Genomic DNA, 26,023 nt, shown 5'->3' on the forward strand with positions numbered 1-26,023 from the left:
TATTAGGACTCTATCCATTCTGCAATATTTCATCTTCTTTCCGTTTTCTCCGCTGACCCGACCACCTGATACATAGCAACAATACTATCAGACGAAGAAGCAAATAGACCAAACGAAGGATTTTCATCTTTCCAAGAGCTGATAAGAAGTTTTTCCTTGCATGTCCCACTTCTTGACCTAACTGTTCAACCGTTTTGCCTGTTTCCTCTTTAATAACGGCTGCATTCTTTGAAATCAAATAATAATTTTGCTCTAAACTAGTAGTATAGGCTCTGGATATTGGTTCATCTAAGAAAAAATATACTCTATCAGCATACTTATCTTCAGACAGAGCATAGTATATTTCAACTTCACTATCCCATTTTCTAGGAAAACCAGTTATTCTAACATTTTCATAATCTAGATGCATAATTCCATTTAATACGTCACTAGTCCATTCTTCCGCATAGTGATAAAGAGTTGCCTTCTTATCTACCATTGGCCAAACCATAACATACCGACTATGCATGAATTCCTTGGTCAAGGCCGAGTTGCTAGCTAAACTAGTCGCACCAATCTCATATAAAGACCAAACAAGCACAATGAGCATCAAGAAAGCTTGAGTAGGTTTGTTTTTAAAATAGTTTTTCATTTTTTTAACATTTTACTCTCCGATAGAGGGATTGGGTTTGTCTAAATCCTTTTGGAAATGTTGGATAGCATTCATGAAATTTTCGAAGGTTGATGATTGTTCACTAGAATGAGAAGAAACGTATAATTTATAAGTTTCTTCTAATTTCTTCATTCCTTTCGTGTAATCTCCTTCTCCAATATTTTGAACAAATTCATAAGTTCTATAGCCAGATGTTCTCTCAACGCTGTCGTAGTATGAGTTTGTAACATCAACCAGGCTATCCCCATCCTTAATTTTGTGATAAACATTAACAGCATCTAAATCTGAACGATAGTCATCGTTACCAAGACTCGGCGGAAGTCCCATAGTACCTGCTACATCACCTTGCCATCCCGCTAAATCGTCTTCATTTTCAATAAAATGATTACCTGTATAATGTGCAGAAATAGTTGCAGCCATATGGGAATAGTCTATGGTTCCTCCAAATTGAGACAGTAACTCTCTAACTCTTGCTTTCTGCTTCTCGTCTAATTTATTATAATTTCCTTGACCATATGCTTTCTCAGAAGCTAAATTCAGTTTCCCTTTTATCTCATCATTTGTATCTCCCTCTTCAATCTTTTCCAATCCCGTAAAATTATGCTGATTCTGAATAGCTTTCTGAATCGTATCAATTTCATCATCTTTTAAGCCATATTTTTTCAAAACAGATTTCATTCTATAATTAATACCAACATTTATACCGTTTACCCCATTCGGGCTATATAATCCACCGACCACTTGCCAAGCTCCATAAGATTTATCACCATAAGAGTAAGATGCAACTATTTTAAAGAATTCTATATTTGCTTTCTTGGATCCATATTCCTTTTCTAGCTTTTGATATAAATTTAGTAATATCTCTGATTCAGTTCGACTAAATCCATACTGTTGTCTAATAGTTTGAATAAATTTCTCTTTTTTAGTTACTGGTATGTATGTCTCAATCTTCTGTCCCTTCATTTTAATAGCCCAGCTCATATCCACACCGTTCGCATAGTAGTTACCATCGCTATCGACGAGGTATGGGAAATTTACACAAATAGATTCCTAGTAATCACTAAAAAAGGAAACTCTGGAAATGAATAGTCTTCACGAAGTATAGAACTAAAAGAAAAAAGAGGTGTGTAAAATTGGTAACTTAAGTTTTACAAAGAAAAGAAGACAAGAATAAAGCTATCAAAGTGAAAAAATAATCATTTTTTCTTCATTTTACTTTTCTAGTTTCCTCTATTCACCTGTCACCTGCGCTTCAAATCTAATGTCTCTGTCTGAAACATTCGTTATTTTTATTTGTTTTGAGTTTGGAATCTCAAATTCCCAAGATTCTTTAGATTGAAGAACTACACCTTTTTCTGATAGATATATACTATTATTTGTATCGTTTTCTTTTATTTTTGTTGGGATATTACTTGACGATGAGTAGATTTCGCTAATTTCTTGCTTCAAAACATCATAGTTAGTCCCTAAAAGGTTTCCTTCTCCCTTCTGCCACCATGAGGTTTTCCCAGATAATTCTAATTTCCCATCAGAAATCTTATATAGATATAATTTGGGGGAGAATTCTTTTTGTTTTGATGTCGGAACTTTTAAAACTATAGAATCACCTGGTTTCAATGTATAATTCGTATTTTTGAAGTACAAATAAATACAACATATAAATATGATTGTTACAACAGCCACCACTCCTGAACATCCTAGATTCCATTTATTAAGTTGTTTTCTCTTGTTGATCACTTATTATTCTCCTTGTATGAATCTATACCATCTTGGATTGCAGAAGCATCTCCTTCATTATCACCAAAATTCCCATTTGATTTATTTTTGAAAAATTTAACAACATCTTTATCTGAGGCCAATTGAGCTAAACCTGCATAATTTTTGATCTGCTCATCTTCCATTCCTAAATATCCTTTTGCTACATATCCAAACAGATAGTTCCCTAAATAATCATCTCTTAAGTTACCTTCCCACTTACGTGACCAAAGTGAAAATTCAAGTTCATCATTATAATTTCTACTCTTTAAGTCTAAAGGTTTTCCAGTATTTACCAAATTTACAAAATCAGTAAGGTCAATACCAACCTGTGTCAAATCTGCTGAATTTATCATTATATCATCTCCAGGACTTTTCCATACTTTTCTACCTTCGTTAATTAGATAGTTTCTTTGTTTCATGTCTCCTTCATGAATAGATAAAATATCATCAGCTAGATTATTAGATACTTCCTTTATATCTATCCCTGATTTTTTTAATTCTCCATTAAGATTATACTCAATAGTATCTTTTATCTTGCTATCAACATCCTTCCAATCTTTATCTTTTGTTAACTCCTTTCTCTTCCTCCAGTATTCTTCAAAAGCTTCTCTATTATTATAAAACAGATAATCCTCATAAGCTTTAACGATCAGATCTGCTTTTTCGGTAGAAATTTTATCACTCTTTTTGATTTTCTCAACCTTTTCCTGTAGTTTCTCTAGATTAGCTCTATTAGCAGCTTCTGTCGCCAGCTTGTTGGTGACACTTTCTGGTAACTGAACTTTTGGATAACGTCGAGCATAAGATTCTAGGGTTTCAAATTCCTTATCGCTCAGCTCTTTGCCCTTTTCCAACTTGTCTAAAATACTTTGATACTCTTTATGCAAGTCTTTGGTTTTCTTAGAAGAATCATATTTTATGCTCTCAATCTTCTGCTCTTTCATCTTCTTGACCCAACTCATGTCCACACCGTCCGCATAGTAGTTGCCATCACTATCGACAATGATTTCACTTAGTTGTGTGGCTCCTTGAATAGCTAGACGAAGAACTTCTAGACTATCGCTGAAATACTGGGAAACTTGTGATACAAAAAATTCTAGTTTTTCAATCTTGTCATCCAAATCCTGAATACCTGACTCGATTTGAGATTTGGTATTGTAGAGGATGGTCTTCTCAGAGAAAGCTTTCCCCCAATTAAGTGTAAAGAGTTCTTTGATTTAGCCAGTTCTCCCTCGCTTGAATCTGAGCTTCTACGATAGCTAACTGCTCTTCCCTCAATTTTTTCAGTTCCTTGAGCTGGTCCAGGTCCAAATCACCATATCCTGAGACCTGAGCATCTGCATTTTTGTAGGAGGTCAACTCTAGTTGGATATCATCTATCGCTGCTTGGAGCTTTTTGATGCTGGGGATGATAATCTCTGTAAAGAGACCTTTACCAGCTGTGTAGGCTGCTCCTGTCAGCTCACCTGAGTCTAATATAACAAACTATCCATACAAAGTCTGATACATATTTTCCATGAAAGCATCAATCTCTTTTTGAACAATGTTTAATATGCGCTCTTCTTCGGCTTGGGGGATAGTCACTCCCTCATTTATTTTTTGATTACTAATGTCAGAATAGTAACTACGTTTTATGGTTAGCTGATTATCTAAAATATAGTGGACATCTATTTTTTCCTCTTTTACTGTTGTTTCAAATAAAACAGTGACTTCATTCCTTCCAGGATTTGAGATTTTCAAATCGATGTCTCCTTTTATCTCTATGGAGTCAATTCCTCCATCCAATCGAATAGCTCCGTCAGAAGGAATAGTATAACCTGCCTTGCGGATGTCAGACGCATATTTTTCTGATGATGTCAAACGATGAAGAACTTCAATTCTTTCATTTTTTTCAAAAGCTTCTTTTAAAGCACTAGATTGTTGGAAATGATTGTAAGTAAAATATAAAGGAATCGCTAATAGGAACAAGGACAATACAATCAACCACTTAAACTGTTTTACTTTATCTGACATTCGCCTTTCCTCTATCAACACTCTCTTTCAAATAGGTGGGATTATAAATTCTCACTCATCTTCATCATCATCATAAACTGGTTCACCATAGATTTTTATGTATTCTTCATTCCTGCGGTCGTCTTCTTCCCAAACCGGGTCTCTTACATCGTCCATAAACGGAATTTCTTCCAAACTCAGCTCATTAGCCTCTTCATAACTCATCGAAAGGATATCCTCATGCCGTTTTTTAAATTCCTCCACACTTAACCAGCTCTCTTTATCATCTTCGCTAATCTGACCATCAATAGCAGTCGCAATTTCAATGGCCATAATATACATAGCTCGTTTATCAACAGTGAGAAGGTCAAAGTGGGTAGAAGCTAAACGTAGACAGTCTCCTTTTTCTCGATAGTCTGTTGCTGGATTGTCTTCAAAATCTAATTCAAGATTTTCATATACATGACTCCCAAATTTATTGATAATCCCTTCTTTCAACTGAACATTATTCCATCTATTATCATGCATCCACTTATTCAATTTCAAGTGAATAGTTGGGTCTGTTTTAAATGGACGAGTATTCCCAAAATAAGAAATATCTACTGTCTTCCCATCTTTAGTATCAAACCACATTCTCTTCGCTAGTTCTAAATAATCAAACGGAATTTCTTTGGTGTAATCACCTTTAATATATAATTTCATATTTTACTCCTACGTTCTCAAGAATTCAGCAGCTCTCAAGATAAATCTAACTAATTGATTTTTCTCATAATTTGACAATTTTTTCAATTTGGATATTGAATCAAGCCAATTTCTAGCGCTTTGAGCATCCGTTATTTGGGTATAAGGAATATCCTCATTCAATGTATATCCAGCTTTCCCACTTCCAGATTGAACCTGAATTTTACCACTGTTTGGTTCTGCATCCACACGAATATTCCCTTTTCTACTTCCAATCTTTCCTTCAACAGTCCCAAAAGTCTTACTCGTCGGTTTATTTGCCTGCCAGCTATCGTAGTTGCTAGAATAATCAACTTGAATTTCGCCATTTTGTAAGGCTGTCTTTGTGATAGCTGATAAGCTAGTTACTGCTCCACTAGCTATCAGTACATTCCCATATGGTACCCCTGATACAGATGCTGCCGTACCAACTACAAGACTTGCTCCCATGGTTGATGGACTAGCCATGATACTCAATGTTTCGAGAGCACCACTTGCAAAATAAACTCCCAATCCAGAGAATATTTGAGCTACTCCACTCCAAAATTCGGCTGAATTTGCTTCAAAGTCTTGTGCTTTTAGTTCATCAAACTTTTTGTTAACCAAATGAGTATAGTCAGCATCGTATTTCCCATTTTTGAAACGACATAGCCTTGTTCCAAGGGATGAATGTCAATGATATTCCCTGTTTCATCAAACTTAAGAGTGTGATTGTAGTCGTCAATTATTTTGTCCCATTCGGACTTGTCGTGACCTTTCAAGCGCTTCTTTAACTCGGCACGATAGTAGGCATCGCCATCGTCCGATAGCATCATATCCCTAGAAGCTTTATTGAAGTTCAGAACCCCTGCGAATTTCAATCCCTCCTTAAAAGAGAGTATATTTTCCAACCCAAAAGAAAGCAGACCAAGGCTATCGAATAGTACAAAATTTTCTGAAGCAAATGATTTAAAACTATCTTTCTCATCTGATTCACAACTGTATATAACTGATTCATCGCATTGTCCGAGCGTTGTTCCCAAACAATTACTGAAGTTCCCGTCCTACTTTCGATAATCGTATTATTATCGGCTACCAATTTCCAGTATTCTCCAGCATAACTAAGTTGCTTTTCCTCATGAATCCAACTAATTTCAACACGCTTGTTTCCCTGTAATCTATTGTTATAACTGAATAATACCTCACCATCCTTAGATGAAATCTTACTTTCAATTTGATTATCGTTATCAATAACATAAATAATTCCTATGTTTTGACCGTTCTCTTTCGATTTTTCTAAGTGAATATGTCTATCAATATCATTCCAATACGTTTCATATTTATCTTGAATCAATTCAATCACACTGCTTTTAACTTCCATATTAGAAAATGAATAATATTGATAGATTGGCTTAACGATGAACAATACAATGTAAAAAAGAAAAAATAGGAAAAAAAGGATATACTTACTTTTATTTCTCATTTACTTCTCCAAAGTGACTTCTTTTTTTACAAAATGTTCTTAAGAACTCTGTCATGGCAACCTGCCTTTATAAAACTATTGCCTCGCCGTTCCGTTTGTTATTCGGTTCTCCATATATCCTTAACTGTCACTTCTCCCCAATTATCTAGGCTAAAACGACTGGCATATATGGAAGTCCAGTCTGCCAAGACTTTGTGACGGAGTATTTCATCTGCTTCCCTGCGAATCTCATCGGCAGTCTTTCCATGCTCCGCTAGAAAGGCTTCTACTTGAGACTGATGATAATATCTCACGCTTTTCTCATCGTGATACCACATAAATCGTTCTAATTGCTGATTGTTTACATCGTACAGGTAATCTACATTTATGGTTGTCTCTGTATCTGGCAGTCTCATACGCATCTCTATCCCAACTTTCGTCATCTCCTGAAATCCAAAATAAAAATAATAACCTAGAGATTGAATAGTATTTGGTAAATCTACACTTTTATAATCAATAGAATGAATAGAAATTTCTTGAGAATCGTTGTCCACAAATTTTAAACTTTTTAACTTATAAAAAGCTCGTCCTTTCCAGAGAAATGTATAATTGTGATAATCACTTTCTTCGTAGTATATTTCATCAAAAATATTATGAACTCTCTGATATTTATAGTACTGAAAACCAGAGAAAGATAATAATAGAACTATTAGCAACGAAAAAATTACAAATTTTCTCTTCTTCATCTAATCACCTCATCTCTGTCAACTCTTGATTCCCTGTTTCAATATTTCGAATGAAATTATAAGTACTTGGGTAATTTTTTTGTAGGTAGGCCATACACTGTTCTTCATTAGGTAATTCAAAATGCGATTGCATTCCCGATTCTTCCACATATTTCATATTATCTGGTAGTAATTTTGTAAAAATTTTTTGTTTAATTTCTTCTACCGATTTATACTCTACAAATTTTTCTGCACGAGTGTATTCGCCTCGTTTCATTTCTGAGTAATACTCGTTTGAAGCTTCAATATATGATATTTTTTTACGTTTCATTTTTTGTGTGATATTTACCGCATCTAAGTCTGCTTTATAATCGTCATTTCCAAAACTAATATCATCACTATCAGTAAGCGTCGCATCACCTAACCAACCTGCAAAATCATTAACATTCTCGTGTCCTAATTTTGTTAAATCACTTCCTCTGAGTCTATTATTTAAGTTCGATGCTGTAGTAATAGAGAAATGAGCAAAATCTCCTTTTCCAGAAAAGGAGGAGTATTTTTCATTCCATTTTTCCTTGAACATCTCGTCGGTCAATTGAACACCATAAACTTTTTCATAGGATAATTTATACGATTCCAAATCATCAGACTTAATTTTATCATAATTTGGATATATTCCTGAGGCAATTTGACTTTGTAATCGAATATTATAACGTAATTTGGTTATTTGATTATCAGTTAATCCCAAATGTTTCAACAATATTTTTCCATCAAGTGGAAGACCTGTTATATCCGAAGGTGTGCCGGCAACATCCATCCAACTGACATCACTAATATATCCTTTAGCCTTATCTTCCATTGATTTACCATCCTCAAAGCCTTCTGAATATATAAAACTCCCTAGTGTCACTAGCAAAAGTTGTTCCCGTTCCGTTTGAGATAGATACGGGAATTTTTCATCAATCAATGTGGATATTTCAGTAATCAATCCACTCATCTCTTTATCAAAGCCATACTGTTCAACTAGAAGATTTATAAATTTATCCGATTTATTCTCTTCTTTATAATCCAATGACTCAATCTTCACATCCTTCATCTTCTGTACCCAGCTCATGTCCACACCGTCCGCATAGTAGTTACCATCGCTATCGACAATGACTTTACTTAGTTGCGTAGCTCCTTGAATAGCTAGACGAAGAACTTCTAGACTGTCACTGAAATATTGGGAGACTTGAGCGACAAAGACTCCAGCTTTTCAATCTTCTCTTCCAATTCTTTAATTTGTGATTCAATTTGCGACTCTGCACTAGAAAGAATCACCAGAGATTCCATGTGAGAAACGATATTAAATGTAGCAATAGACTTCACCCGCTCTAAGAATGATTCCTTAGCTTCAATAGCCTTTTTGATAGAGGCTAGCTGTTTCTCTCTCAATTCTTTTGTCTTCTTCAGCTGATCCAGATCGAGGTTGCCATACTCTGATACCTGAGCATCGGCAATCCTATATGAATTTAACTCCGTTTGAATGTCATCCACTGCAGCCTGTAGCTTCTTAATGGCAGGAATGATAATTTCTGAAAAAAGACCCTTACCTGCTGTATAGGCTGCTCCCATGAGTTCTCCAGAGTCTAGGGCAGCTATTAGGTGGTCACACCCCTGAGACAATCGGTCTGTCACCTCATTGGCCACTTGAATATTATTAGCCATAGCCTCCATCAGCTGTGAGGACTCCGATGCACTGTACTTTACTCCCATGGTAAAGAGTTCCTTTCTTTCGTCAATCTTTCTCGATTTTCATCTAATTTTTGCCGAACTTTCCTTGTTTGTTTGGAAACATTGTCCAACTCTTGCTCTACGTAGCTGTCAATTGTTTGTTGCAAGGCTTGATTTTCTTCCCATATTTTACGATTGGTATGGCTTGTCTCTGATACGGGATCTATCAAGTTTTCTATTTGGGCATTTATCGTCCAGATATCTGCACGAAAATCCATTACCTTCTCTTCGTAACGTTTTTTGATAACTGAAAGATCTTCTTCTTGATTCTCAAGCTGGATGATTTGCTTATATAATTGTTCACGTTTTTCTTGATTTTTATCTTTTATCATCAGTTGCTCCAACGTTGTGCCTGCTCTATATCGCGTTTCTCAATTTTGGCAGCAATTTCTGGAAATTTATTAGCCTGAGTTAAGACGGCCGAACTGAAGTCACTGACAGCCTGCAACATTTGATTGCAGGCTTGACGACCAGCTTCCATTCCAGCAATATCACTTGTATAGCCAAATTCAACTTGATTGTTCCTGAAGACTGAAGTATCCACTCCTACTAATTCACTAATTGCGGAACTTGCTGCGATAGTATCTGAAGAAATCTTCCCTGACATCTAGTATTCCCTACCTTTCGTTCTAATTGTTAGGCAATTTCTCATTGGCTATTACGATTGGTGTTTCCAGTTGTACCACCCAAGATAGCTCCCCAAGCTCTCTGATAATCCGCATCTGATGCGCCGATACCAAACCGATAGCTCGTCGTTGGAGCGCCATTCTTAGCCCAATAACTAGGAACGGTCGGACCGTTTAGATTGATGGAACGGCCATTGATTGTGACGGTTCCTGGTCTTTCTCCAGTAGACTTGAGAACATCAGACTTGATAACGCTCGAATCAAGATTGAACTTCTCTCCGATTCCCCAGGCATTTGGATCCGCCTCATAAATGGCATTGGCTAGATAAGCCATATAGGCCGCATTATTATTATAGCCTGTTAGGGCAGCCATAGAAGTATTGTCGTCATGACCAATCCAGCCTCCAAGGGTCATCCGAGGAGTAGAAAGCATGAGCCACATATCACCATTGCTGTTAGTTGTACCTGTCTTACCAATCCAATCTGCGCCGGCCAAGGTACCATTGACTTGACTAATCCTTGATTTAAAGGTCGTAGTTGCACCAGAGTTGAGCACACCTCGCATCAAGCTTTGCATAATCGTTGCAGTAGCAGGCGAGTAAACCTGAACTGGTTTTGCCTTATGCTCATAAACCACCTTGCCGTCAGGAGCCGTGATCTTATCAATCATATACTTTTCTTGATAAGAACCGTTATTAGCCAAGGTCTGGAAACCGTTGGTGTGCTGGGCAACCGAAACCTCGATCCCCCCACCCATTGGTAGACTTTCAATATCGTAGTTGTCAATATGGTAGCCCATTTTTTCCATATAGCCTCGGACATTGACACCCTTCTCACGAAGTGCACGATAGGTCCAATAAGCTGGAATATTCCAAGAAGTATTGAGGGCTTCCTGCAGGTCCATCATGCCTGTCCCGCGACTGTCCACGTGCATAATTGGCTCACCGCTAGAGAAGTTCGTTGGGTAATTGGAAAGGACACTCGCGCTTCCCATCAGCCCTTGGTCAATGGCAATCCCATAAGCTAAAATCGGCTTGATAGTCGAACCAGGAGATCTTTCCGTATCAAAAGCATGGTTGTTTTGATTAGAACTATAGTCTCTACCACCGACAAAACCAATAATGGCTCCTGTTTTATTGTCCTGAAGGACATTTCCAACCTCGACCATTCCTGTCCCATCATCCAAGAGACCACCGTAGTTGGCAACAGCATTCTGCATCGCCTGATGAATGGAATGATTGATGGTTGTTGTGACCGTATAACCACCCTCGCTCAGCTCTTTTCGAGCCAACTCTTGATAGGCTTCAACCGTTGCATTATTTTTTAATTCTTGCTGGGATACATTGTCCCGCTGAATCAAATACTGGTACATGGCCGTCTGTGCTTCTGAAAAGGCTGTATGGTAGAGATAACTGTGCGAGCTCTTTTGAAGGCCCTCAGTCTGTTTAAAATCTTGCGTCAGATCATAGTCTTTGTACTGCTGATAGTCTGCCTCACTCAGTCGACCTGTACGGTACATATTATATAAAACATTCCGAGCCCGCTCTAGACCTAAAGCCATATCATCTGGACTCTTCATGCTACCATCAGAGGCATAGGGTGAATAGACAATCGGGCTCTGAGGCAATCCTGCAATAAACGCAGACTGCGGAATGCTCAAATCCTTGGCTGATACACCAAAAATCCCTTGAGCTGCTTCTTCCACTCCAGCAATATTTTGTCCTTTATTATTCCGACCAAAAGGTGCCACATTCAAATAAGCAGTCAGAATGTCATCCTTAGACATATAGCGTTCCAAAGTCAAGGCATCAACAATCTCTACTGCCTTCCGCTTGAAAGTCGGAGCATCTCCCACGACCTGCTGCTTGATCAACTGCTGAGTTAAAGTCGAGCCACCGCTGGATGAACCAACTCCAACTACAGAACCCAAGGTTGCCCGCAGAACCGCCTTGGGCACAACACCATTGTGAGTTTCAAAGTTCTCATCTTCCGTAGCAATGATAGCATTTTTGACATTATCCGAAATCGCATCGCTGGCAACTGGGATACGCAACAAATCATTATCGATTTCAGAAATCAACTCTCCGTTAGCATAGGTCAGCTTAGAAATCCCAGAAATCTTATTGACCTGACTTACCAGCTCCTCCTGCTTCGGCACGGAGACATCACTAAAAAGGCTGGCGGCATAGCCCAATCCGAGTCCAGCCCCCAATACTATTCCAAAAAAGATAAATACAAAAGCGACATTTAAGAGTAGTTTTACTGTCCGAAAAATAACGGAAACAATATCAAGTACCGACCATGTCTCTCCTTTTGGCTTAGACGTCTTAGCAGGTGAGGGTCCCCCCTTACCAAACTGTTTTAACTTTTTTATAAATGGTTTCAACATAGATTCTCCTTATCGACTATTATAGCAAACATCAGCAGATTATATCAAGAAAGAGCTAATTCTAGCGCATTTACAGGAATTATTTTCTGGCTACTCATTGCTATTTGTCGGGTTTGTGATACAATAGAGGGATAAAACAAAAAAATACTTGAGCAAGGGCAAAATCCTTTGCTATCTTAGAAAAGGAGAGACAACTATGCACATTTTTGATGAGCTGCAAGAGCGTGGTTTGATTTTTCAAACGACTGATGAAGAAGCTTTGCGTAAAGCCTTAGAAGAAGGGCAGGTCTCTTATTATACTGGCTATGATCCAACAGCAGACAGTCTGCACTTAGGTCACTTGGTAGCTATTTTGACCAGCCGCCGCTTACAGTTAGCTGGTCACAAACCTTACGCCCTCGTCGGTGGTGCAACAGGTTTGATTGGTGACCCATCCTTTAAAGATGCGGAGCGTAGCCTGCAAACCAAGGAAACCGTTGATGGCTGGGTTCAGTCTATCCAAGGCCAACTGTCACGCTTTCTTGACTTTGAAAATGGCGAAAACAAAGCTGTCATGGTCAACAACTACGACTGGTTTGGCAGCATCAGCTTCATTGACTTCCTCCGTGATGTTGGTAAATACTTCACTGTCAACTACATGATGAGCAAAGAATCCGTGAAAAAACGGATTGAAACAGGGATTTCTTATACAGAGTTTGCTTACCAAATCATGCAAGGTTACGACTTCTTTGTCCTTAACAAAGAACATAACGTAACGCTGCAAATCGGTGGTTCTGACCAGTGGGGAAATATGACTGCCGGTACAGAATTGCTTCGTCGTAAAGCTGACAAGACTGGCCACGTTATCACTGTTCCACTTATCACTGATGCAACTGGTAAGAAATTTGGTAAGTCAGAAGGCAACGCAGTCTGGCTCAATCCTGAAAAGACTTCTCCATACGAAATGTACCAATTCTGGATGAATGTCATGGATGCTGACGCTATTCGCTTCTTGAAGATCTTTACTTTCTTGTCACTCGATGAGATTGAAGACATTCGCAAACAGTTTGAAGCAGCTCCACACGAACGCTTGGCTCAAAAAATCCTCGCTCGTGAAGTTGTAACTCTTGTCCATGGCGAAGAAGCCTACAAAGAAGCCCTTAACATTACCGAGCAACTCTTTGCTGGAAATATCAAAAACCTTTCTGTCAAAGAACTCAAACAAGGACTTCGTGGCGTGCCAAATTATCAGGTACAAGCCGACGAAAACCTTAACATCGTGGAAATCCTCGTGTCATCTGGTGTGGTCAACTCAAAACGCCAAGCCCGAGAAGATGTACAAAATGGAGCCATCTATGTCAATGGCGACCGCATCCAAGACCTGGACTATGTTTTGGGTGATGCAGACAAGTTAGAGAACGAACTCACCGTTATCCGCCGTGGTAAGAAGAAATACTTCGTCCTTACATACTAAAACATTCAAAACTTATCCACACAAACAAAAGGAGTTACTCTTCCCTGAGATAACTCCTTTTGCTTATGGTTGATTAAAATCTTCTTACATATCTATTCTTAACAGAAAGACTACGAAGTACAATTCGCAAAGTTGTGAGGTTATGTAAGATAGAAAGATTGGAAGGACTAAGCCAGTTAAATAAACCAAAGCCAATCAAACTACTGTTTACGACGATAGTTTCTTGGATATTCTTCTGAATCAGTTTTTGCAAAGACGATGAAAGAGAGTCTAATTCTTCAAAAAAATCCAAGCGATTATCTAATAATAATATATCGCTCATTTGCTTAGAAATATCTGCACTTTCATTCATCACAACACCAATATCCGCAAGGGTTAGAGCTGCCGAGTCATTCAGGCCGTCTCCGACCATTAAGACAGCATGACCAGATTGCTGTAACTCCTGCACCAATTCAAATTTTCCATCAGGTTTCAAATCTGTATAAACTTGATCAAACGGCAAATCTTTTACAAGTTCTTCCGTTCTAACCAAGGTATCACCTGTTGCTAAAATCAGTTTCTTTCCTTGAGCTTTGAGCTTTTCTAAGGCAACTTTTGCTTCTTTTCTCAAAGGAGTATGGATACAGAACATCCCAATAAGATCATTGCGATAGCCCAAGAACAGTAGATTGTAGTGATTCTTATATTCTTCGATCAGGGCATTTTGTTCAGGACTAATATTGATTTGCTCGTCTTGCATCAGGACAAAATTTCCGATGACAACCGATTCACCATCAATATGGGACTTAATTCCCTTGCTTGCAATATATTGGAGTTTCCCATGCATTTCCTCATGTTCAATTCCCTCTATCTCAGCTTGCTTGACAATGGCATTAGCGATAGGATGATAGATGTGCTCCTCAAGACAGGCACTGATTCTGAGAATATCTTCCTCACTATAGTCTCCAAAAGGTAACACCTTTTCAACTATAGGATAGCTAGTTGTGATTGTCCCCGTCTTATCAAATAAGAAGGTATCGACTTCCAGATATTTCTCCAGAACATCCCCATCCTTAATCACCATTTCACGATTCAAACCCTCCTTGATAGCCGTTAAATAAGCTACAGGAGTAGAGATTTTCAAAGCGCAGGAGAAATCGACCAATAAGAAAGAAATAGCCTTAGAAAAAGAACCTGTTAATAGGTAAGTCAGACCAGCACCCAAGAAATTATATTTGACGACCTTATCCGCCATCTTGATGAAATAGCGTTGTTTCGTTTTCTTGTTTTCTTCAGATTTCTTCATCAACTCAATTAGCTGTAAAATACGGCTGTTCATCTGATTATCGGTTACACGAATGCGTAACTCTCCAGTTTCTAATACTGTATTTGCACAAACCAAATCAGACTCTCTTTTTTCAACTGGAAAACTCTCTCCTGTCAAGGAGCTTTCGTTGACCATACCTAAACCTGAAACTACTTGTCCATCAAACAGAATTTCATTTCCTTGAGATAGGACCAAGACATCTCCTATTTGAACATCGGAACTCTTGATACTAACAACCGTATCCCCCTGTACTAGAAATACATCGCTCTCTTTTGCAAGAAGGCTTTGTTCTAAATCTGTTGCAGTTTTTTTCAAGGACCACTGATCTAAATGATTCCCCAAATCAAGCATAAACATGATATTGCTAGCCGTCTTAGATTGGTTCATAAACAAGGACAATAAAATCGCCGAACAGTCCAGGACCTCCATCGTTAGTTCCTTGCGCGCTAGTGTTTGATAAGCTTCTCTAATATAGCCAAAAGCCTGATAACAAGTCCATATATAGCGAATAGGATACGGCACAAAACTACGAAAAAGTATACGCTTAATCGCTGCACCTGAAACAATAGAATAAGCACTCTCTTCTCTACGAATGGGAAGAGTCATCAACTCAGAAACTTTCCCTTTATCAATTCTTTTTAAAAAGGCTTCTGCATTGTCTAATACAGAGAAGCCTTCTTTTATACGTAGAGTAAAGTGCTGTTGATCCATGTAAAACTGGATGGACTCAATCCCCTTTTCATCTCTCGCCAAGGAACGAAGATAGTCTTGAATATCCAAGGTGAGTGAAAAAGAAGATGATAGTCGGATATGTTGGTATCCTCTATGTAGCACTTTAAAAGACATATTATTCCCCTATAAGGCTATCTAATTGCTCTTCTTTTTTCTCTTGCTCGTACAAATATTTGGCATCTTGCAAGACATCGTCTCCATGTTGTTTCACAACAGAAACAGATGCATCTAGCCCGTCTTTCAACTTGTAAGCCTTAGCCAAAGCTTTAGAATAACCTTTTTTAGCTTCCTTACTTGCTAAGATTTTCAAGCCAAGGGTACCAAATGCGACACCACCCAAAAATAGTGAAGATTTTTTCGCAACTTTTGCAACGGTTAATACTTCTTTTAACATACTTATTTCCTCCTTATCATTATTATATAGAAATTTAGATATAAAAGCAATTTCATTTTATAAATTGGAGAATTAGTTTTATTTCTACTGAATCTCCCATCTACTTACTCCTAAAGTTGCTTTCACTTGTCTCTTTTGATACACTTAAACTATGAATACAAACCTCAAACCCAAACTCCAGCGTTTTGCCACAGCGACCGCTTTTGCCTGTCCCATCTGCAAGGAAGAGCTGCAGCTGATGGATAGCAGCCTTAAATGCCAACATCGGCATTCTTATGACTTGGCTAAGTTTGGCTATGTAAATCTAGCACCTCAAATCAAGCAGCCCAAAGACTACGATAAGGCCAGTTTTCAAAATCGGCAGTTGATCTTAGAAGCAGGATTCTACCAAGCTATCTTAGAGGCTGTCTCAAACTTGCTTGCAAGCTCAGAATCTGCTAAAACAGTCTTAGATATTGGATGCGGTGAGGGCTTCTACTCTCGTAAACTCCAAGAAACCCATCCCCAAAAAACCTTCTATGCTTTCGATATTTCAAAAGATTCCATTCAGTTGGCGGCCAAGAGCGACAGCTCTTTCGCAGTCAATTGGTTCGTCGGTGATTTGGCCAAGCTACCGCTACAAGATGCCAGCATGGACATCATTTTAGACATCTTTTCTCCAGCCAATTATCAGGAATTTCGGCGAGTCATTTCTGACAATGCCCTCCTCATCAAGGTCATCCCCACCGAGCGCCATCTTCAAGAAATTCGCCAAAAAGCCGCTAGACAGCTCAGCAACAAGGATTACTCTAACCAAGAAGTCATCCAGCATTTCCGAGAGCACTTCGATATAATCTCTGAAATCAATGTTGAGTCTAGCCACTCCTTGACTGCCGAAAGTAGAGCCGCTCTTTTAGCGATGACACCACTCCTCTTTCACGTTGAGCAAGACCAGATCGACTGGACTGACCTCACCCAAGTAACTATTGCCGCTACCATTCTTATCGGAAAAGCAAAATAAAGAAAAGATAGTCCGCAGACCAAATGCATTCCGTTTGGCTTGCTGACTATCTTTTTTATAACTCATATTTTAATAAACTGTTTTCTCTGTTTCGAAATCAAAGAAATGCGCCTTGTTCAAGTCGAAACCAAGGTCAATTCCAGCACCTGTTTCTGAATAGTCACGAGCATCTACACGCGCGATAAACTCACTGTCGCCAACTTGACAGTAAAGGTGAGACTCAGAACCCAAAAGCTCAGAAACAGAAATGGTCGCATGAACCACAGAGTCTGGGAAGGTCTCTAAGAAGGCAGGCTCTGTATTAATGTCTTCTGGACGAATACCAAAGATCAACTTCTTGCCGTCATAACCCTTCTCACGCAGAACCTTCAGTGTTCCTTCTGGCACGGTCAAACGCAAGCCAGAAGCAACGATTTCATTCCCCTCAAGCGTCACAGTGATAAAGTTCATGGCTGGGCTGCCAATGAAGCCCGCCACAAACTTGTTGACTGGATTTCTGTAAACTTCCTGTGGACTACCGATTTGTTCTACTCGACCAATGGTCCCAGTTCCAGCAGGATTCTTGGTTGCTGACATGATAACAATGCGGTCTGCAAGCGTCATCGCTTCTGTTTGGTCGTGGGTAACATAAATGGTTGTTGCTCCGATACGGCGATGGATTTTGGCAATCTCAGCACGCATGGACACCCGCAACTTCGCATCCAAGTTTGACAAAGGCTCGTCCATTAGGAAAACCTTTGCATCACGCACGATAGCGCGACCCATGGCAACACGCTGACGTTGACCACCTGACAAGTCCGCTGGCTTGCGATCCAATAATTCTTTCAAACCAAGGATTTCAGCTGCTTCTTGCACCCGTTTGTCGATATCTTCCTTGCTGTACTTGCGCAATTTCAATCCGAACGCCATGTTGTCATAAACTGTCATGTGTGGATAGAGGGCATAGTTCTGGAAGACCATGGCGATATCGCGGTCTTTCGGCGCCACGTCATTGACCACTTTACCATCAATCGACGCTGTTCCTTCTGTGATATCCTCAAGACCCGCAATCATACGTAGCGTTGTGGATTTCCCACATCCTGACGGACCAACGAAAACGATAAATTCCTTGTCCTTAATGTCCAAATTAAAGTCTTCAACAGAATAGTGCTCACTATTTGGATACTTCTTATAAATATTTTTCAGATTTAACTCAACCATAAGTTCCCCTTTACTTTATGTGAAAATAGTTGCCTTTGAAATCCCTAAAAATTTCAAAGCGCTTTCATAAAAATATTATATCCTTTTTTAATTATTATTTCAAGCATTTATTCAAACGTTTGCACAATTTTTTATCATATTTCAACTAACTACTCTTTTAAAACAAAAATAGGATAGAAAATTTCTATCCTACACGACTAGTTAGTAACACGATAATAAAATTGACCTTGTTCATCAAAGCTATTCATCCCAACTCCCGTCCACAGACGATCTTGGCTGGCATCTGAGCTATCTTGGAAATTTTCTTTATTCGCAAGCTTGACACCTTTTGGAATGAATTCTAGCAAGAAACCTCCGGTCTCACCACCGTACACACCGCCAGAAGCCGTTCCATAATCCGTTAACGATGCTCCATACAGCTCATAGCTATCAGAAACTAACCCTTTATCATTGAACACCAGCTGGTGACCAGCAGCATTCTGCCAGGTTCCTTTCACACTGGAGTAGTCTCCATTGGCCAAGGCCGAAATATCCATTGATTTTTTCTCCTCTTGCGTCTTTTCTGAACTAGCTTCTGCTGAGCTTTGACTGCTTGCAGCAGAAGAAGACGATTCTGCAACACTCTGGCTAGAAGCTACTTGAGAAGATTCCTGAGTAGTACTCGAACTTGTCTGAGTAGAATTAACTGCCTTACTAGAGCAGGCTGCCAAAGTCGATAGAGCTAAGCAACATAACAAAGGATAGACTATTTTCTGCTTCATGGCTTTCTCCTTATCTATTAAATGATTACTAATATTATAGACTTTTTCAGCCTATTTTACAAGTTGACTCAGTTATCCTGCACCCCTAAGACTTTATAGATGGTTTTACTCAAAGCTGCCTGATAATCCTCTGCACTCAAGGATCTATCCGCAATAACTTCTGCCGTCTGCTTGTCCAGATCTACTGTCACATCTAACACTCCCTCCATAGATAGGAAGTGTTGGGTGACGTGTTTGACACAGTTTTGACAAGATAAATTTTCTAATTGAACTGTTTGTTTCATAGGTTTATTCCTCCGTATATTCCTTCATTTTAAAATTTAAAGCGTCCTAGACGCAGAGCATTGGCCACAACTGACACTGAGCTTAAGCTCATGGCCAGACCAGCCAACATAGGATTGAGCAAGGGGCCGCCAAAAAGATGCAGCAGACCCATAGCAATCGGGATGCCTAGTGTATTGTAGGCAAAAGCCCAGAAAAGATTTTCCTTAATATTGCAGATAGTCGCCTGGCTGAGCTTGATAGCCTTGACTACATCCTGCAAATCACTATGCATGAGCACTACATCTGCTGACTCAATAGCCACATCGGCGCCAGAGCCGATGGCAATTCCTACATCTGCCTGGACCAGAGCCGGCGCATCATTGATACCGTCTCCTACCATAGCCAGTTTTTTCCCAGCTTCCTGTAAGTTCTTGATAGCAGCGGCCTTCCCATCTGGCAATACACCTGCGATGACTTTTTGGATTCCAGCTTTCTGGGCAATAGCTGTCGCTGTTTCTTCACGATCTCCTGTCAGCATGATGACTTCCAGCCCCATAGACTGGAGCTCCTGCACTGCCTTCAGGCTGCTAGACTTCATCTCATCTGCTACCGCTAAAATACCAGCTAGCTGTCCATCTACTGCGACAAACATGGCTGTCTTCCCTTCTTGGGAAAGCTCCAACAACTGTTCTTGAAAGACACTGCTGTCAATGTTCTTGTCTTTCATCAATGACTCATTTCCCACCAGAAGCTGTTTGCCCTCAACCTGAGCTGACAAACCTCGTCCAACCATAGCCTCAAAATGACTGACAGGCAGTAAGTCAAGCCCCTCCTCTTCAGCTGCTTCTAAGATAGCCTGAGCCAAAGGATGCTCAGAATGCTGCTCAGCACTGGCTATTAGCTGCAATAAGTCAGAGCGATTAAAATCACTCAAAGGTAACAAATCCGTCAGACTGGGCTTACCAACCGTAATCGTCCCAGTCTTATCAAGAACAATAGTATCCAGCTGATAAGCTGCTTCCAAAGCTTGCCCAGACTTAATCAGAATCCCATTTTCAGCTCCTTTACCAGTCCCGACCATGATGGCTGTCGGAGTAGCTAACCCCAGCGCACAAGGGCAGGCAATGACCAGAACTGCGATAAAGATTGACAGAGAAAAGCTAAGACTCTCACCAGCCAGAAAATACCAGCCAAGCGCGGACAAAGTAGCCAAGCTCAGCACGATTGGGACAAAATAGAGCGAAATCTTATCGGCCAAAGCCGCTATCGGAGCCTTAGACCCTTGCGCTTCCTCCACTAATCTAACAATCTGAGCTAAGGTCGTATCCGAACCAACCCTAGTTGCTTGATAGTCAATACTACCATTTTGATTGATTGTTGCACTGGTAATGGTATCGCCGACTTTTTTTCAATCGGGACACTTTCTCCAGTCATCATGGACTCATCCACAAAGGTCTGTCCCTCCGTCACAAGGCCATCTACTGGCATACGTTCCCCTGGCTTGATACGGATAATGTCTCCAACTCGGATATCCTCTGTATCAATGGTCACAGCCTCGCCATAGCGAATCACTGTCGCCTGACTAGGCACTAGCTCAAGCAGAGACTGAATCGCCTGAGACGTTCTCCCCTTAGCTGAACTTTCCAGATATTTACCCAGAAGAACCAAGGCAATAATCACTGCAACAGACTCAAAATAAAGCTGATGAACAAAGGCATGATGACCAAGAAAAACCTGACTGACCGAGTAGATGCTGTAGAGAAACGCTGCGCTGGTTCCCACCGCAATCAAACTATCCATATTGGGATGTCGCTTGATAAGATTGCGAAATCCCCTCTGATAGAAGCCGCGACCAATCCACACAGCAGGCAGAGTCAAAAGCAGTTGTGACAGAACGAAGACCAAGGGATGCGCCATATGGTCCAAGAAGCTAGGCAGAGGAAGACCGACCATACTGCCCATTGAGATATAAAGCAAAGGCAGAGCCGTAATCAAAAGAATCAGTAACTCTTGTTTCTTTTTTTGCAATTCCTGCGCTTTCATGGCAGCCTCTTCATTTACGTCAGACGGCTTGTTTTTCCCTTTTTCTTCTGCCTGATAACCAGCCTCGGCTACAGCATCCAGCACTTGCTGGCTGTCAAATCCCGCCTTAGGCAGCAAACTGAGACGTTCTGTCGCCAGATTGACACTGACATCCTCGACCGTTTCTAAGTCCTTGACCGCCATCTCCACCGTCATAGCACAGGCAGCACAGGTCATGCCTGAGAGCTTGTATTCTTTCTTCTCGCTCATCAATGTGTCTCCTTTCCGTGCCCGCAACGACACTGACCTTGAGGGCAGTGGCATTTGATTTCTAGCGGAGCCGAAGCTCTTTTCTTATCAATGACTTGGCTGAGCCGTTCCAAGTCCCTTTGACTAAACTGACTTCTCTCAATCATCGAAATCAAAAGATCTCCGTGTTTAGTATTACAGATATTGTCAAAAAGAGCCTGCCAAGTACTTTCCAGATGGTCCGCTTCTAAAATCCGAGCATTGTAGTAAAATTTACCTTCTATTTTTTCCATGGCAATAAATTCTTTGGTCTTCAGACGATTCAAAAGAGTCTTGATTGTTGCCGGTTTCCAAGAAAAATCGGCTTCCAACCGCGCTATAATCTCTGTACTGCGACTGTGTGGATACGCCCATAGCACACGCATCACTTGCCATTCTGCTTGGCTCATATTTTGCTGTTCCATTGTTTAACACTCCCTTAACATTTACATTTGTAATTCAATTCTTTATTAGTTTACAATTGTAATCGTAATTTGTCAAGTGTTTTTATCGTCATTTCCTGATATACAAAAAAGAAGGCGGGAAAATCCCGTCTTCTTGCTTTATTCTATTAGTGTGCCAACATCTCTTGGGCGATTTCTTGACCGGTCAACTTACTTGGATAGTAGGTTGGCCAGTTTTCTAGCTCATCAAAGAGTGCTTCCTGGCTTTCGCCGCCATAGAAGATATGGAAGTGAGCTGCCTTGGTCGGTGCAATGTTGTGGTCGCTAAACTGAACATACTTGTACTGGCCAGCATCCGCATCTGTCGCTTCAAACATAAAGCGTACTCCACGATTTCCCTTAGAGTAAGTCAGAGTATGCTTACCAACGTATTTATACGTATATTTCTTGGATTTTCCATCTACCACAAATTCCATGGTCTTGTCTGTGATATTGATATTGGAAACATCCGTCTTGTAGCCCTTGTCATAGTAGTCCTTGTATTCAGCTGCCGTCATTTTTCCGGTCAGCTTAGCCTTGTAGTCAAAGACTTGATCCAAGGTGCCGTCTTTCAGATAAGGGTAAACAGACTGCCACTCACCAGCATAGTCAGACAAGGTTCGATCCTTGACGGCACTGTCTTCAAAGTAGCCATTTTGAACAGTCTTAGTATCTTCTTCTTTCTCAGCTGCAATCTCTGCTCCCTCTTGGTCAGTCGTTTTCTTGAGAGCCTTTAGATTAGCCTGCATGATCGAAATATAGTCCGCCCCATCCTTGGTCTGCTTTTCTGTCAAGCTTTCCAGCGGATTCAATACATCAAGCTCTACTCCTGTTTCCTTAGCCAGAGTAGAAGCCAGAGCCTGAGAAGCATTTTCTTCAAAGTAGATATACTTGATTTTATTTTTCTTGATGTACTCGGTCAATTCAGCCAAGCGTGAAGCGGATGGTTCACTGTCTGGTGAAAGTCCAGAAATTGGCACCTGCTTCAAGCCATAGTCCAATGCCAGATAGTTAAAGGCAGCGTGCTGAGTGACGAAGCTCTTTTGCTTAGCGTTGGCCAAACCAGCTTCATATTCTTTGTCCAAGGCTTCCAGCTTCTTGATATAAGCCGCTGCATTTTTCTCAAAGGCAGCTTTCTTGTCAGGATAGGCCTTGCTCAGACTATCTCGGATATGTTCCACCATTTTAATAGCTCGCTTCGGAGACAGCCAAACATGGGGGTCATATTCATGATGATGCCCCTCTTCCCCATGGTCGTGGTCTTCTTCCTCTTCACCACCAGGCAGCAAAAGCATATTTCCAGTCGCCTTGATAACCTTTTCTTCCTTATTTTTCAAAGTTTTTAGCGTATCTGGAACCCAAGTCTCCATATTTTCATTTTCATATACAAAGGCATCTGCATCCTGAATCTTCGCAACCGCTTTGGCTGAAGGCTCATAATCATGCGGCTCTGTACCAGCCCCGATTAGAAGTTCAACATTGGCTTCATCTCCAGCCACCTGCTTGGTAAACTCATAAACAGGATAAAAAGTCGTGACAATATTGAGCTTGCCATCTGCATTTTTTTGATTGGAACAAGCTACGAAGAAAATACTCAGTAAACCTGCTAATAGTAAGCTAATTTTTTTCATTTTCTGCTCCTATTTTATAAATTTTTTGACCAGATTGACCAGCAAGAACAAACTGACGAAGATAATCGTAATGCTAGCGCTAGCTGGCGTCTCTGCATAGTAAGAAATATAAAGTCCGGCAATCATACCAAAGAAGCCGATGGCATTTGCCAGCAAAATGACCGACTTGAAATTTTTCCCAATCCGCAGGGCAATACTGGCCGGCAAGACCATAATGGTCGAAACCAGCAAGGCTCCCGCAGCTGGAATCATGAGAGCAATCGCAACACCCGTCACGATATTGAAGAGAATAGACATGGTCCGCACCGGCAACCCATCCACAAAGGCCGTATCCTCATCAAAGGTCAAGATATACATGGGGCGAATGAAGAGGAAGGTCAAGACAAGCACCACAGCAGCAATGACAAAGAGAGAAATCACCTGCTCCCTACTGATAGTCACAATGGATCCAAATAGATACTGGTCCAGACTCATCGAGCTAGAACTCTTGCCTTTACTCATAACAATCAAGGAAATAGCTAAGCCAGTTGACATGAGAATAGCCGTACCGATTTCCATGAAATTCTTATAGATAGTCCGCAGATACTCTAAGAAGACTGCTGCGATTATAACCACCACTACTGTTGTGAAGGTCGGTGACAAACCTAGAACCAGGCCAAAGGCCACACCTGCCAGAGAAACGTGACTCAGCGTGTCACTCATGAGACTCTGGCGCCGTAAAATAAGAAAAGTGCCTAAAATCGGCGAAAAGAGGCTCATGGCAATAACTGCTAAAAAGGCTCGCTGCATAAAATCATAGGAAAATAGATTAAGCATGACTCACCTCCTGTCCGCTATCACTTTCATGCACATTGAAGCAGCGCCAAGGTGAGTCCTGATTCCGAACTAAATGAATGTTGCGGTCAGCATATTTGCGAACTTCCTCTGGATCGTGCGTAATCATCAAGACCGCTTTCCCGTGCTGATGAGCACTATGGTGCATGAGCTTGTAAAATTCATCCTTGCTGCCTGCATCCATCCCAGTTGTCGGCTCATCTAGGACAAAAATATCCGGATCCGAAGCAAACATACGAGCAATCACAGCCCGCTGCTTTTGACCACCAGAGAGAGAACCAATCCTCTTGTCCCGATGTTCCCACATTCCAACCGACTCCAAACTAGCCTTGATATGCTCCTCATCGTGTTCATTCAAACGACGAAACCAACCCTTACGCGGATAGCGGCCAGATTTAACAAACTCATACACCGTACTAGGAAAACCTGCATTAAAACTAGCAATCTGCTGAGGAAGATAAGCAATTCTCAATTTCTTACCCTTCTCATTAGTCTTGGAAATCTTGACCTCGCCATGCTGAGGCTGCAGAATCCCCAGACTAGCCTTGACAAGTGTCGTCTTAGCAGCCCCATTCTCCCCTGTCAAGGTTACAAACTCGCCACTATCCAAAAAGTAATGAATATGCTCCAACACAGGTTCCTTGTCATAGTAAAAGGACAGATTTTCCACTGTGATATATCTCATTTCCCAATTTCTCCAATCAAACCATCCAAAAATCTCACAATCACTTCTTGCTCATCAGAAGAAAATTGCTCTGCCAATCTCTGGTAAGTCTCCAAAGTATGAACATGATGATGTTGATGCTCTTCCGCAATCGGTCGTGCCAAATCAGTCAATCGATAAAAAGTCACACGAGCATCCTTCTTATCCTTGAATGTTTCCAACATCTTTTGCTCCACCAAAGCCTTAACAGCTTTAGTTACAGCAGCCTGGCTAACATTCAGTCTTTTAGCTAGATCAGAATTCGTCAAAGACTCCTGAGACAAGAGCATTAAAATATGTTCCTGCGTGTTCGTTAGCCGCACATCGCTCGTACAAGAGCCGACCAAGATTTCATGTTGATTCTCAGCTGTTAATATAACCTCATTCAAAAAATGATTAATTTTTTCTGCTAAATGCCCCATTCTTCGCTTCCTTTCTTAACCGGTTGAAACTTTACCGGTTAATTATACCACAAAAAAGAAAAGAGTCAAGCTCCAACTATAGTAACACTCTGATTCTAAAACAATGCAAAAGCACCGATAGAGAAAGAAAAAAGAGCTAACTGCTCTTTTCTCATATGCTCATTTACTCCGCCAGTAGGACTCGAACCTACGACATCATGATTAACAGTCATGCGCTACTACCAACTGAGCTATGGCGGATAATAGCTAAGCGACTACCATATCTCACAGGGGGCAACCCCCAACTACTTCCGGCGTTCTAGGGCTTAACTTCTGTGTTCGGCATGGGTACAGGTGTATCTCCTAGGCTATCGTCACTTAACTTGCTGAATTAACTTGCAATATCTTATTGCCTTGTCAACTCAAAATTGAATAACTACTCAAACCTCACAATACTTGCCAAAAGCTGCGCTCAATGAAAATTGGATAAGTCCTCGAGCTATTAGTATTAGTCC

General features: G+C 40.4%; 25 protein-coding genes, 1 tRNA gene, 1 rRNA gene and 3 pseudogenes. 2 read left to right on the plus strand and 28 right to left on the minus strand.

Annotated features, from left to right (window positions below; all coding sequences use genetic code 11):
• Positions 1 to 10: 10 nt before the first annotated feature.
• From D8793_RS06820 to pbp1b, 15 genes and pseudogenes are all read right to left on the minus strand, one after another.
• Positions 11 to 631: a hypothetical protein gene (locus D8793_RS06820; RefSeq protein ID WP_125371268.1), complete on the minus strand. Its 621-nt coding sequence runs from the start codon at positions 629 to 631 to the stop codon at positions 11 to 13.
• Between the two features lie 12 nt (positions 632 to 643).
• Complete coding sequence (locus tag D8793_RS06825) at positions 644 to 1,633, minus strand: hypothetical protein (RefSeq protein WP_260471094.1); 990 nt, start codon at positions 1,631 to 1,633, stop codon at positions 644 to 646.
• Between the two features lie 249 nt (positions 1,634 to 1,882).
• On the minus strand, positions 1,883 to 2,389 hold the full coding sequence (locus tag D8793_RS06830) for a hypothetical protein (RefSeq protein ID WP_125371269.1): 507 nt from the start codon (positions 2,387 to 2,389) through the stop codon (positions 1,883 to 1,885).
• Positions 2,386 to 3,354 (minus strand): polymorphic toxin type 44 domain-containing protein, encoded by a 969-nt coding sequence (locus D8793_RS12330; RefSeq protein ID WP_312023597.1) that lies wholly within the window; start codon positions 3,352 to 3,354, stop codon positions 2,386 to 2,388. The genes D8793_RS06830 and D8793_RS12330 overlap by 4 nt, the downstream gene beginning before the upstream one ends.
• Positions 3,330 to 3,886 (minus strand): annotated as a pseudogene (locus tag D8793_RS12180) (virulence protein); the annotation flags it as partial. The pseudogene D8793_RS12180 and the gene D8793_RS12330, both read right to left, overlap by 25 nt.
• 9 nt (positions 3,887 to 3,895) lie before the next feature.
• Positions 3,896 to 4,423 carry an adaptor complexes medium subunit family protein gene (locus D8793_RS06845; RefSeq protein WP_125371271.1) on the minus strand — a complete coding sequence of 176 codons (528 nt, stop codon included), beginning with the start codon at positions 4,421 to 4,423 and terminating at the stop codon, positions 3,896 to 3,898.
• 51 nt (positions 4,424 to 4,474) lie between these two features.
• Positions 4,475 to 5,104, minus strand: a complete 630-nt coding sequence (locus tag D8793_RS06850; RefSeq protein WP_125371272.1) for a hypothetical protein — start codon at positions 5,102 to 5,104, stop codon at positions 4,475 to 4,477.
• A 9-nt stretch (positions 5,105 to 5,113) separates the two neighbouring features.
• Positions 5,114 to 5,728: a hypothetical protein gene (locus D8793_RS06855; protein WP_260471095.1), complete on the minus strand. Its 615-nt coding sequence runs from the start codon at positions 5,726 to 5,728 to the stop codon at positions 5,114 to 5,116.
• Positions 5,701 to 5,937, minus strand: coding sequence for a hypothetical protein (locus tag D8793_RS12185; RefSeq protein WP_260471096.1), 237 nt, complete (start codon positions 5,935 to 5,937; stop codon positions 5,701 to 5,703). Before D8793_RS12185 ends, D8793_RS06855 begins: the two co-directional genes overlap by 28 nt.
• A gap of 41 nt (positions 5,938 to 5,978) precedes the next feature.
• Positions 5,979 to 6,584: a hypothetical protein gene (locus D8793_RS06860; RefSeq protein ID WP_125383820.1), complete on the minus strand. Its 606-nt coding sequence runs from the start codon at positions 6,582 to 6,584 to the stop codon at positions 5,979 to 5,981.
• A gap of 98 nt (positions 6,585 to 6,682) precedes the next feature.
• Positions 6,683 to 7,309 (minus strand): TipC family immunity protein, encoded by a 627-nt coding sequence (locus D8793_RS06865; protein ID WP_125371274.1) that lies wholly within the window; start codon positions 7,307 to 7,309, stop codon positions 6,683 to 6,685.
• Between the two features lie 4 nt (positions 7,310 to 7,313).
• Positions 7,314 to 9,043 (minus strand): annotated as a pseudogene (locus tag D8793_RS12465) (ATP-binding protein).
• Positions 9,034 to 9,393 carry a hypothetical protein gene (locus D8793_RS06875; protein ID WP_125371275.1) on the minus strand — a complete coding sequence of 120 codons (360 nt, stop codon included), beginning with the start codon at positions 9,391 to 9,393 and terminating at the stop codon, positions 9,034 to 9,036. The pseudogene D8793_RS12465 and the gene D8793_RS06875 overlap by 10 nt, the downstream one beginning before the upstream one ends.
• Positions 9,393 to 9,668, minus strand: coding sequence for a TIGR04197 family type VII secretion effector (locus D8793_RS06880; RefSeq protein WP_125371276.1), 276 nt, complete (start codon positions 9,666 to 9,668; stop codon positions 9,393 to 9,395). The genes D8793_RS06875 and D8793_RS06880 overlap by 1 nt, the downstream gene beginning before the upstream one ends.
• Positions 9,669 to 9,709: 41 nt before the next feature.
• Positions 9,710 to 12,076, minus strand: a complete 2,367-nt coding sequence (gene pbp1b / locus D8793_RS06885; protein ID WP_376739345.1) for a penicillin-binding protein PBP1B — start codon at positions 12,074 to 12,076, stop codon at positions 9,710 to 9,712.
• A 196-nt stretch (positions 12,077 to 12,272) separates the two neighbouring features.
• On the opposite strand from pbp1b, the gene tyrS reads away from it, so the two are divergent.
• On the plus strand, positions 12,273 to 13,529 hold the full coding sequence (gene tyrS, locus D8793_RS06890) for a tyrosine--tRNA ligase (protein WP_005591274.1): 1,257 nt from the start codon (positions 12,273 to 12,275) through the stop codon (positions 13,527 to 13,529).
• A 73-nt stretch (positions 13,530 to 13,602) separates the two neighbouring features.
• On the opposite strand, the gene D8793_RS06895 is transcribed toward tyrS, so the two are convergent.
• Complete coding sequence (locus D8793_RS06895; RefSeq protein ID WP_045498148.1) at positions 13,603 to 15,681, minus strand: heavy metal translocating P-type ATPase; 2,079 nt, start codon at positions 15,679 to 15,681, stop codon at positions 13,603 to 13,605.
• 1 nt (position 15,682) lies between these two features.
• On the minus strand, positions 15,683 to 15,961 hold the full coding sequence (locus tag D8793_RS06900; protein WP_000910910.1) for a DUF6110 family protein: 279 nt from the start codon (positions 15,959 to 15,961) through the stop codon (positions 15,683 to 15,685).
• Positions 15,962 to 16,112: 151 nt separating this feature from the next.
• Between D8793_RS06900 and D8793_RS06905 the strand changes: the two genes are divergently transcribed.
• Positions 16,113 to 16,961 (plus strand): methyltransferase domain-containing protein, encoded by an 849-nt coding sequence (locus D8793_RS06905; RefSeq protein WP_125371278.1) that lies wholly within the window; start codon positions 16,113 to 16,115, stop codon positions 16,959 to 16,961.
• Between the two features lie 69 nt (positions 16,962 to 17,030).
• Here the strand turns inward: D8793_RS06905 and D8793_RS06910 are convergent, their stop codons facing one another.
• From D8793_RS06910 to rrf, 11 genes and pseudogenes are all read right to left on the minus strand, one after another.
• The gene (locus D8793_RS06910; protein ID WP_125371279.1) at positions 17,031 to 18,161 is read right to left on the minus strand and encodes an ABC transporter ATP-binding protein; all 1,131 of its coding nucleotides are present in this window, start codon (positions 18,159 to 18,161) and stop codon (positions 17,031 to 17,033) included.
• A gap of 197 nt (positions 18,162 to 18,358) precedes the next feature.
• Positions 18,359 to 18,922, minus strand: a complete 564-nt coding sequence (locus tag D8793_RS06915) for a DUF6287 domain-containing protein (protein WP_062005686.1) — start codon at positions 18,920 to 18,922, stop codon at positions 18,359 to 18,361.
• Positions 18,923 to 18,990: 68 nt separating this feature from the next.
• Positions 18,991 to 19,206 (minus strand): heavy-metal-associated domain-containing protein, encoded by a 216-nt coding sequence (locus D8793_RS06920; RefSeq protein ID WP_125371280.1) that lies wholly within the window; start codon positions 19,204 to 19,206, stop codon positions 18,991 to 18,993.
• A 4-nt stretch (positions 19,207 to 19,210) separates the two neighbouring features.
• A pseudogene (locus tag D8793_RS06925) lies at positions 19,211 to 21,478 on the minus strand (heavy metal translocating P-type ATPase).
• Positions 21,478 to 21,921 (minus strand): CopY/TcrY family copper transport repressor, encoded by a 444-nt coding sequence (locus D8793_RS06930; RefSeq protein WP_125371281.1) that lies wholly within the window; start codon positions 21,919 to 21,921, stop codon positions 21,478 to 21,480. The pseudogene D8793_RS06925 and the gene D8793_RS06930 overlap by 1 nt, the downstream one beginning before the upstream one ends.
• Positions 21,922 to 22,067: 146 nt before the next feature.
• Positions 22,068 to 23,570, minus strand: coding sequence for a zinc ABC transporter substrate-binding protein AdcA (locus D8793_RS06935; RefSeq protein WP_125371282.1), 1,503 nt, complete (start codon positions 23,568 to 23,570; stop codon positions 22,068 to 22,070).
• A 9-nt stretch (positions 23,571 to 23,579) separates the two neighbouring features.
• Entirely contained in the window at positions 23,580 to 24,386 is an 807-nt protein-coding gene (locus D8793_RS06940; protein ID WP_125371283.1) for a metal ABC transporter permease, read from the minus strand.
• Positions 24,379 to 25,089 (minus strand): metal ABC transporter ATP-binding protein, encoded by a 711-nt coding sequence (locus D8793_RS06945; protein ID WP_125371284.1) that lies wholly within the window; start codon positions 25,087 to 25,089, stop codon positions 24,379 to 24,381. The genes D8793_RS06940 and D8793_RS06945 overlap by 8 nt, the downstream gene beginning before the upstream one ends.
• Positions 25,086 to 25,529 carry a zinc-dependent MarR family transcriptional regulator gene (locus D8793_RS06950; protein ID WP_125371285.1) on the minus strand — a complete coding sequence of 148 codons (444 nt, stop codon included), beginning with the start codon at positions 25,527 to 25,529 and terminating at the stop codon, positions 25,086 to 25,088. Before D8793_RS06950 ends, D8793_RS06945 begins: the two co-directional genes overlap by 4 nt.
• 166 nt (positions 25,530 to 25,695) lie before the next feature.
• Positions 25,696 to 25,769 (minus strand) — tRNA-Asn (locus D8793_RS06955).
• A 5-nt stretch (positions 25,770 to 25,774) separates the two neighbouring features.
• A 5S ribosomal RNA gene (gene rrf / locus D8793_RS06960) occupies positions 25,775 to 25,890 on the minus strand.
• Between the last annotated feature and the right edge of the window lie 133 nt (positions 25,891 to 26,023).

It is taken from the genome of Streptococcus cristatus (assembly GCF_003943465.1).
GTDB classification, from domain to species: Bacteria; Bacillota; Bacilli; order Lactobacillales; family Streptococcaceae; genus Streptococcus; species Streptococcus cristatus_C.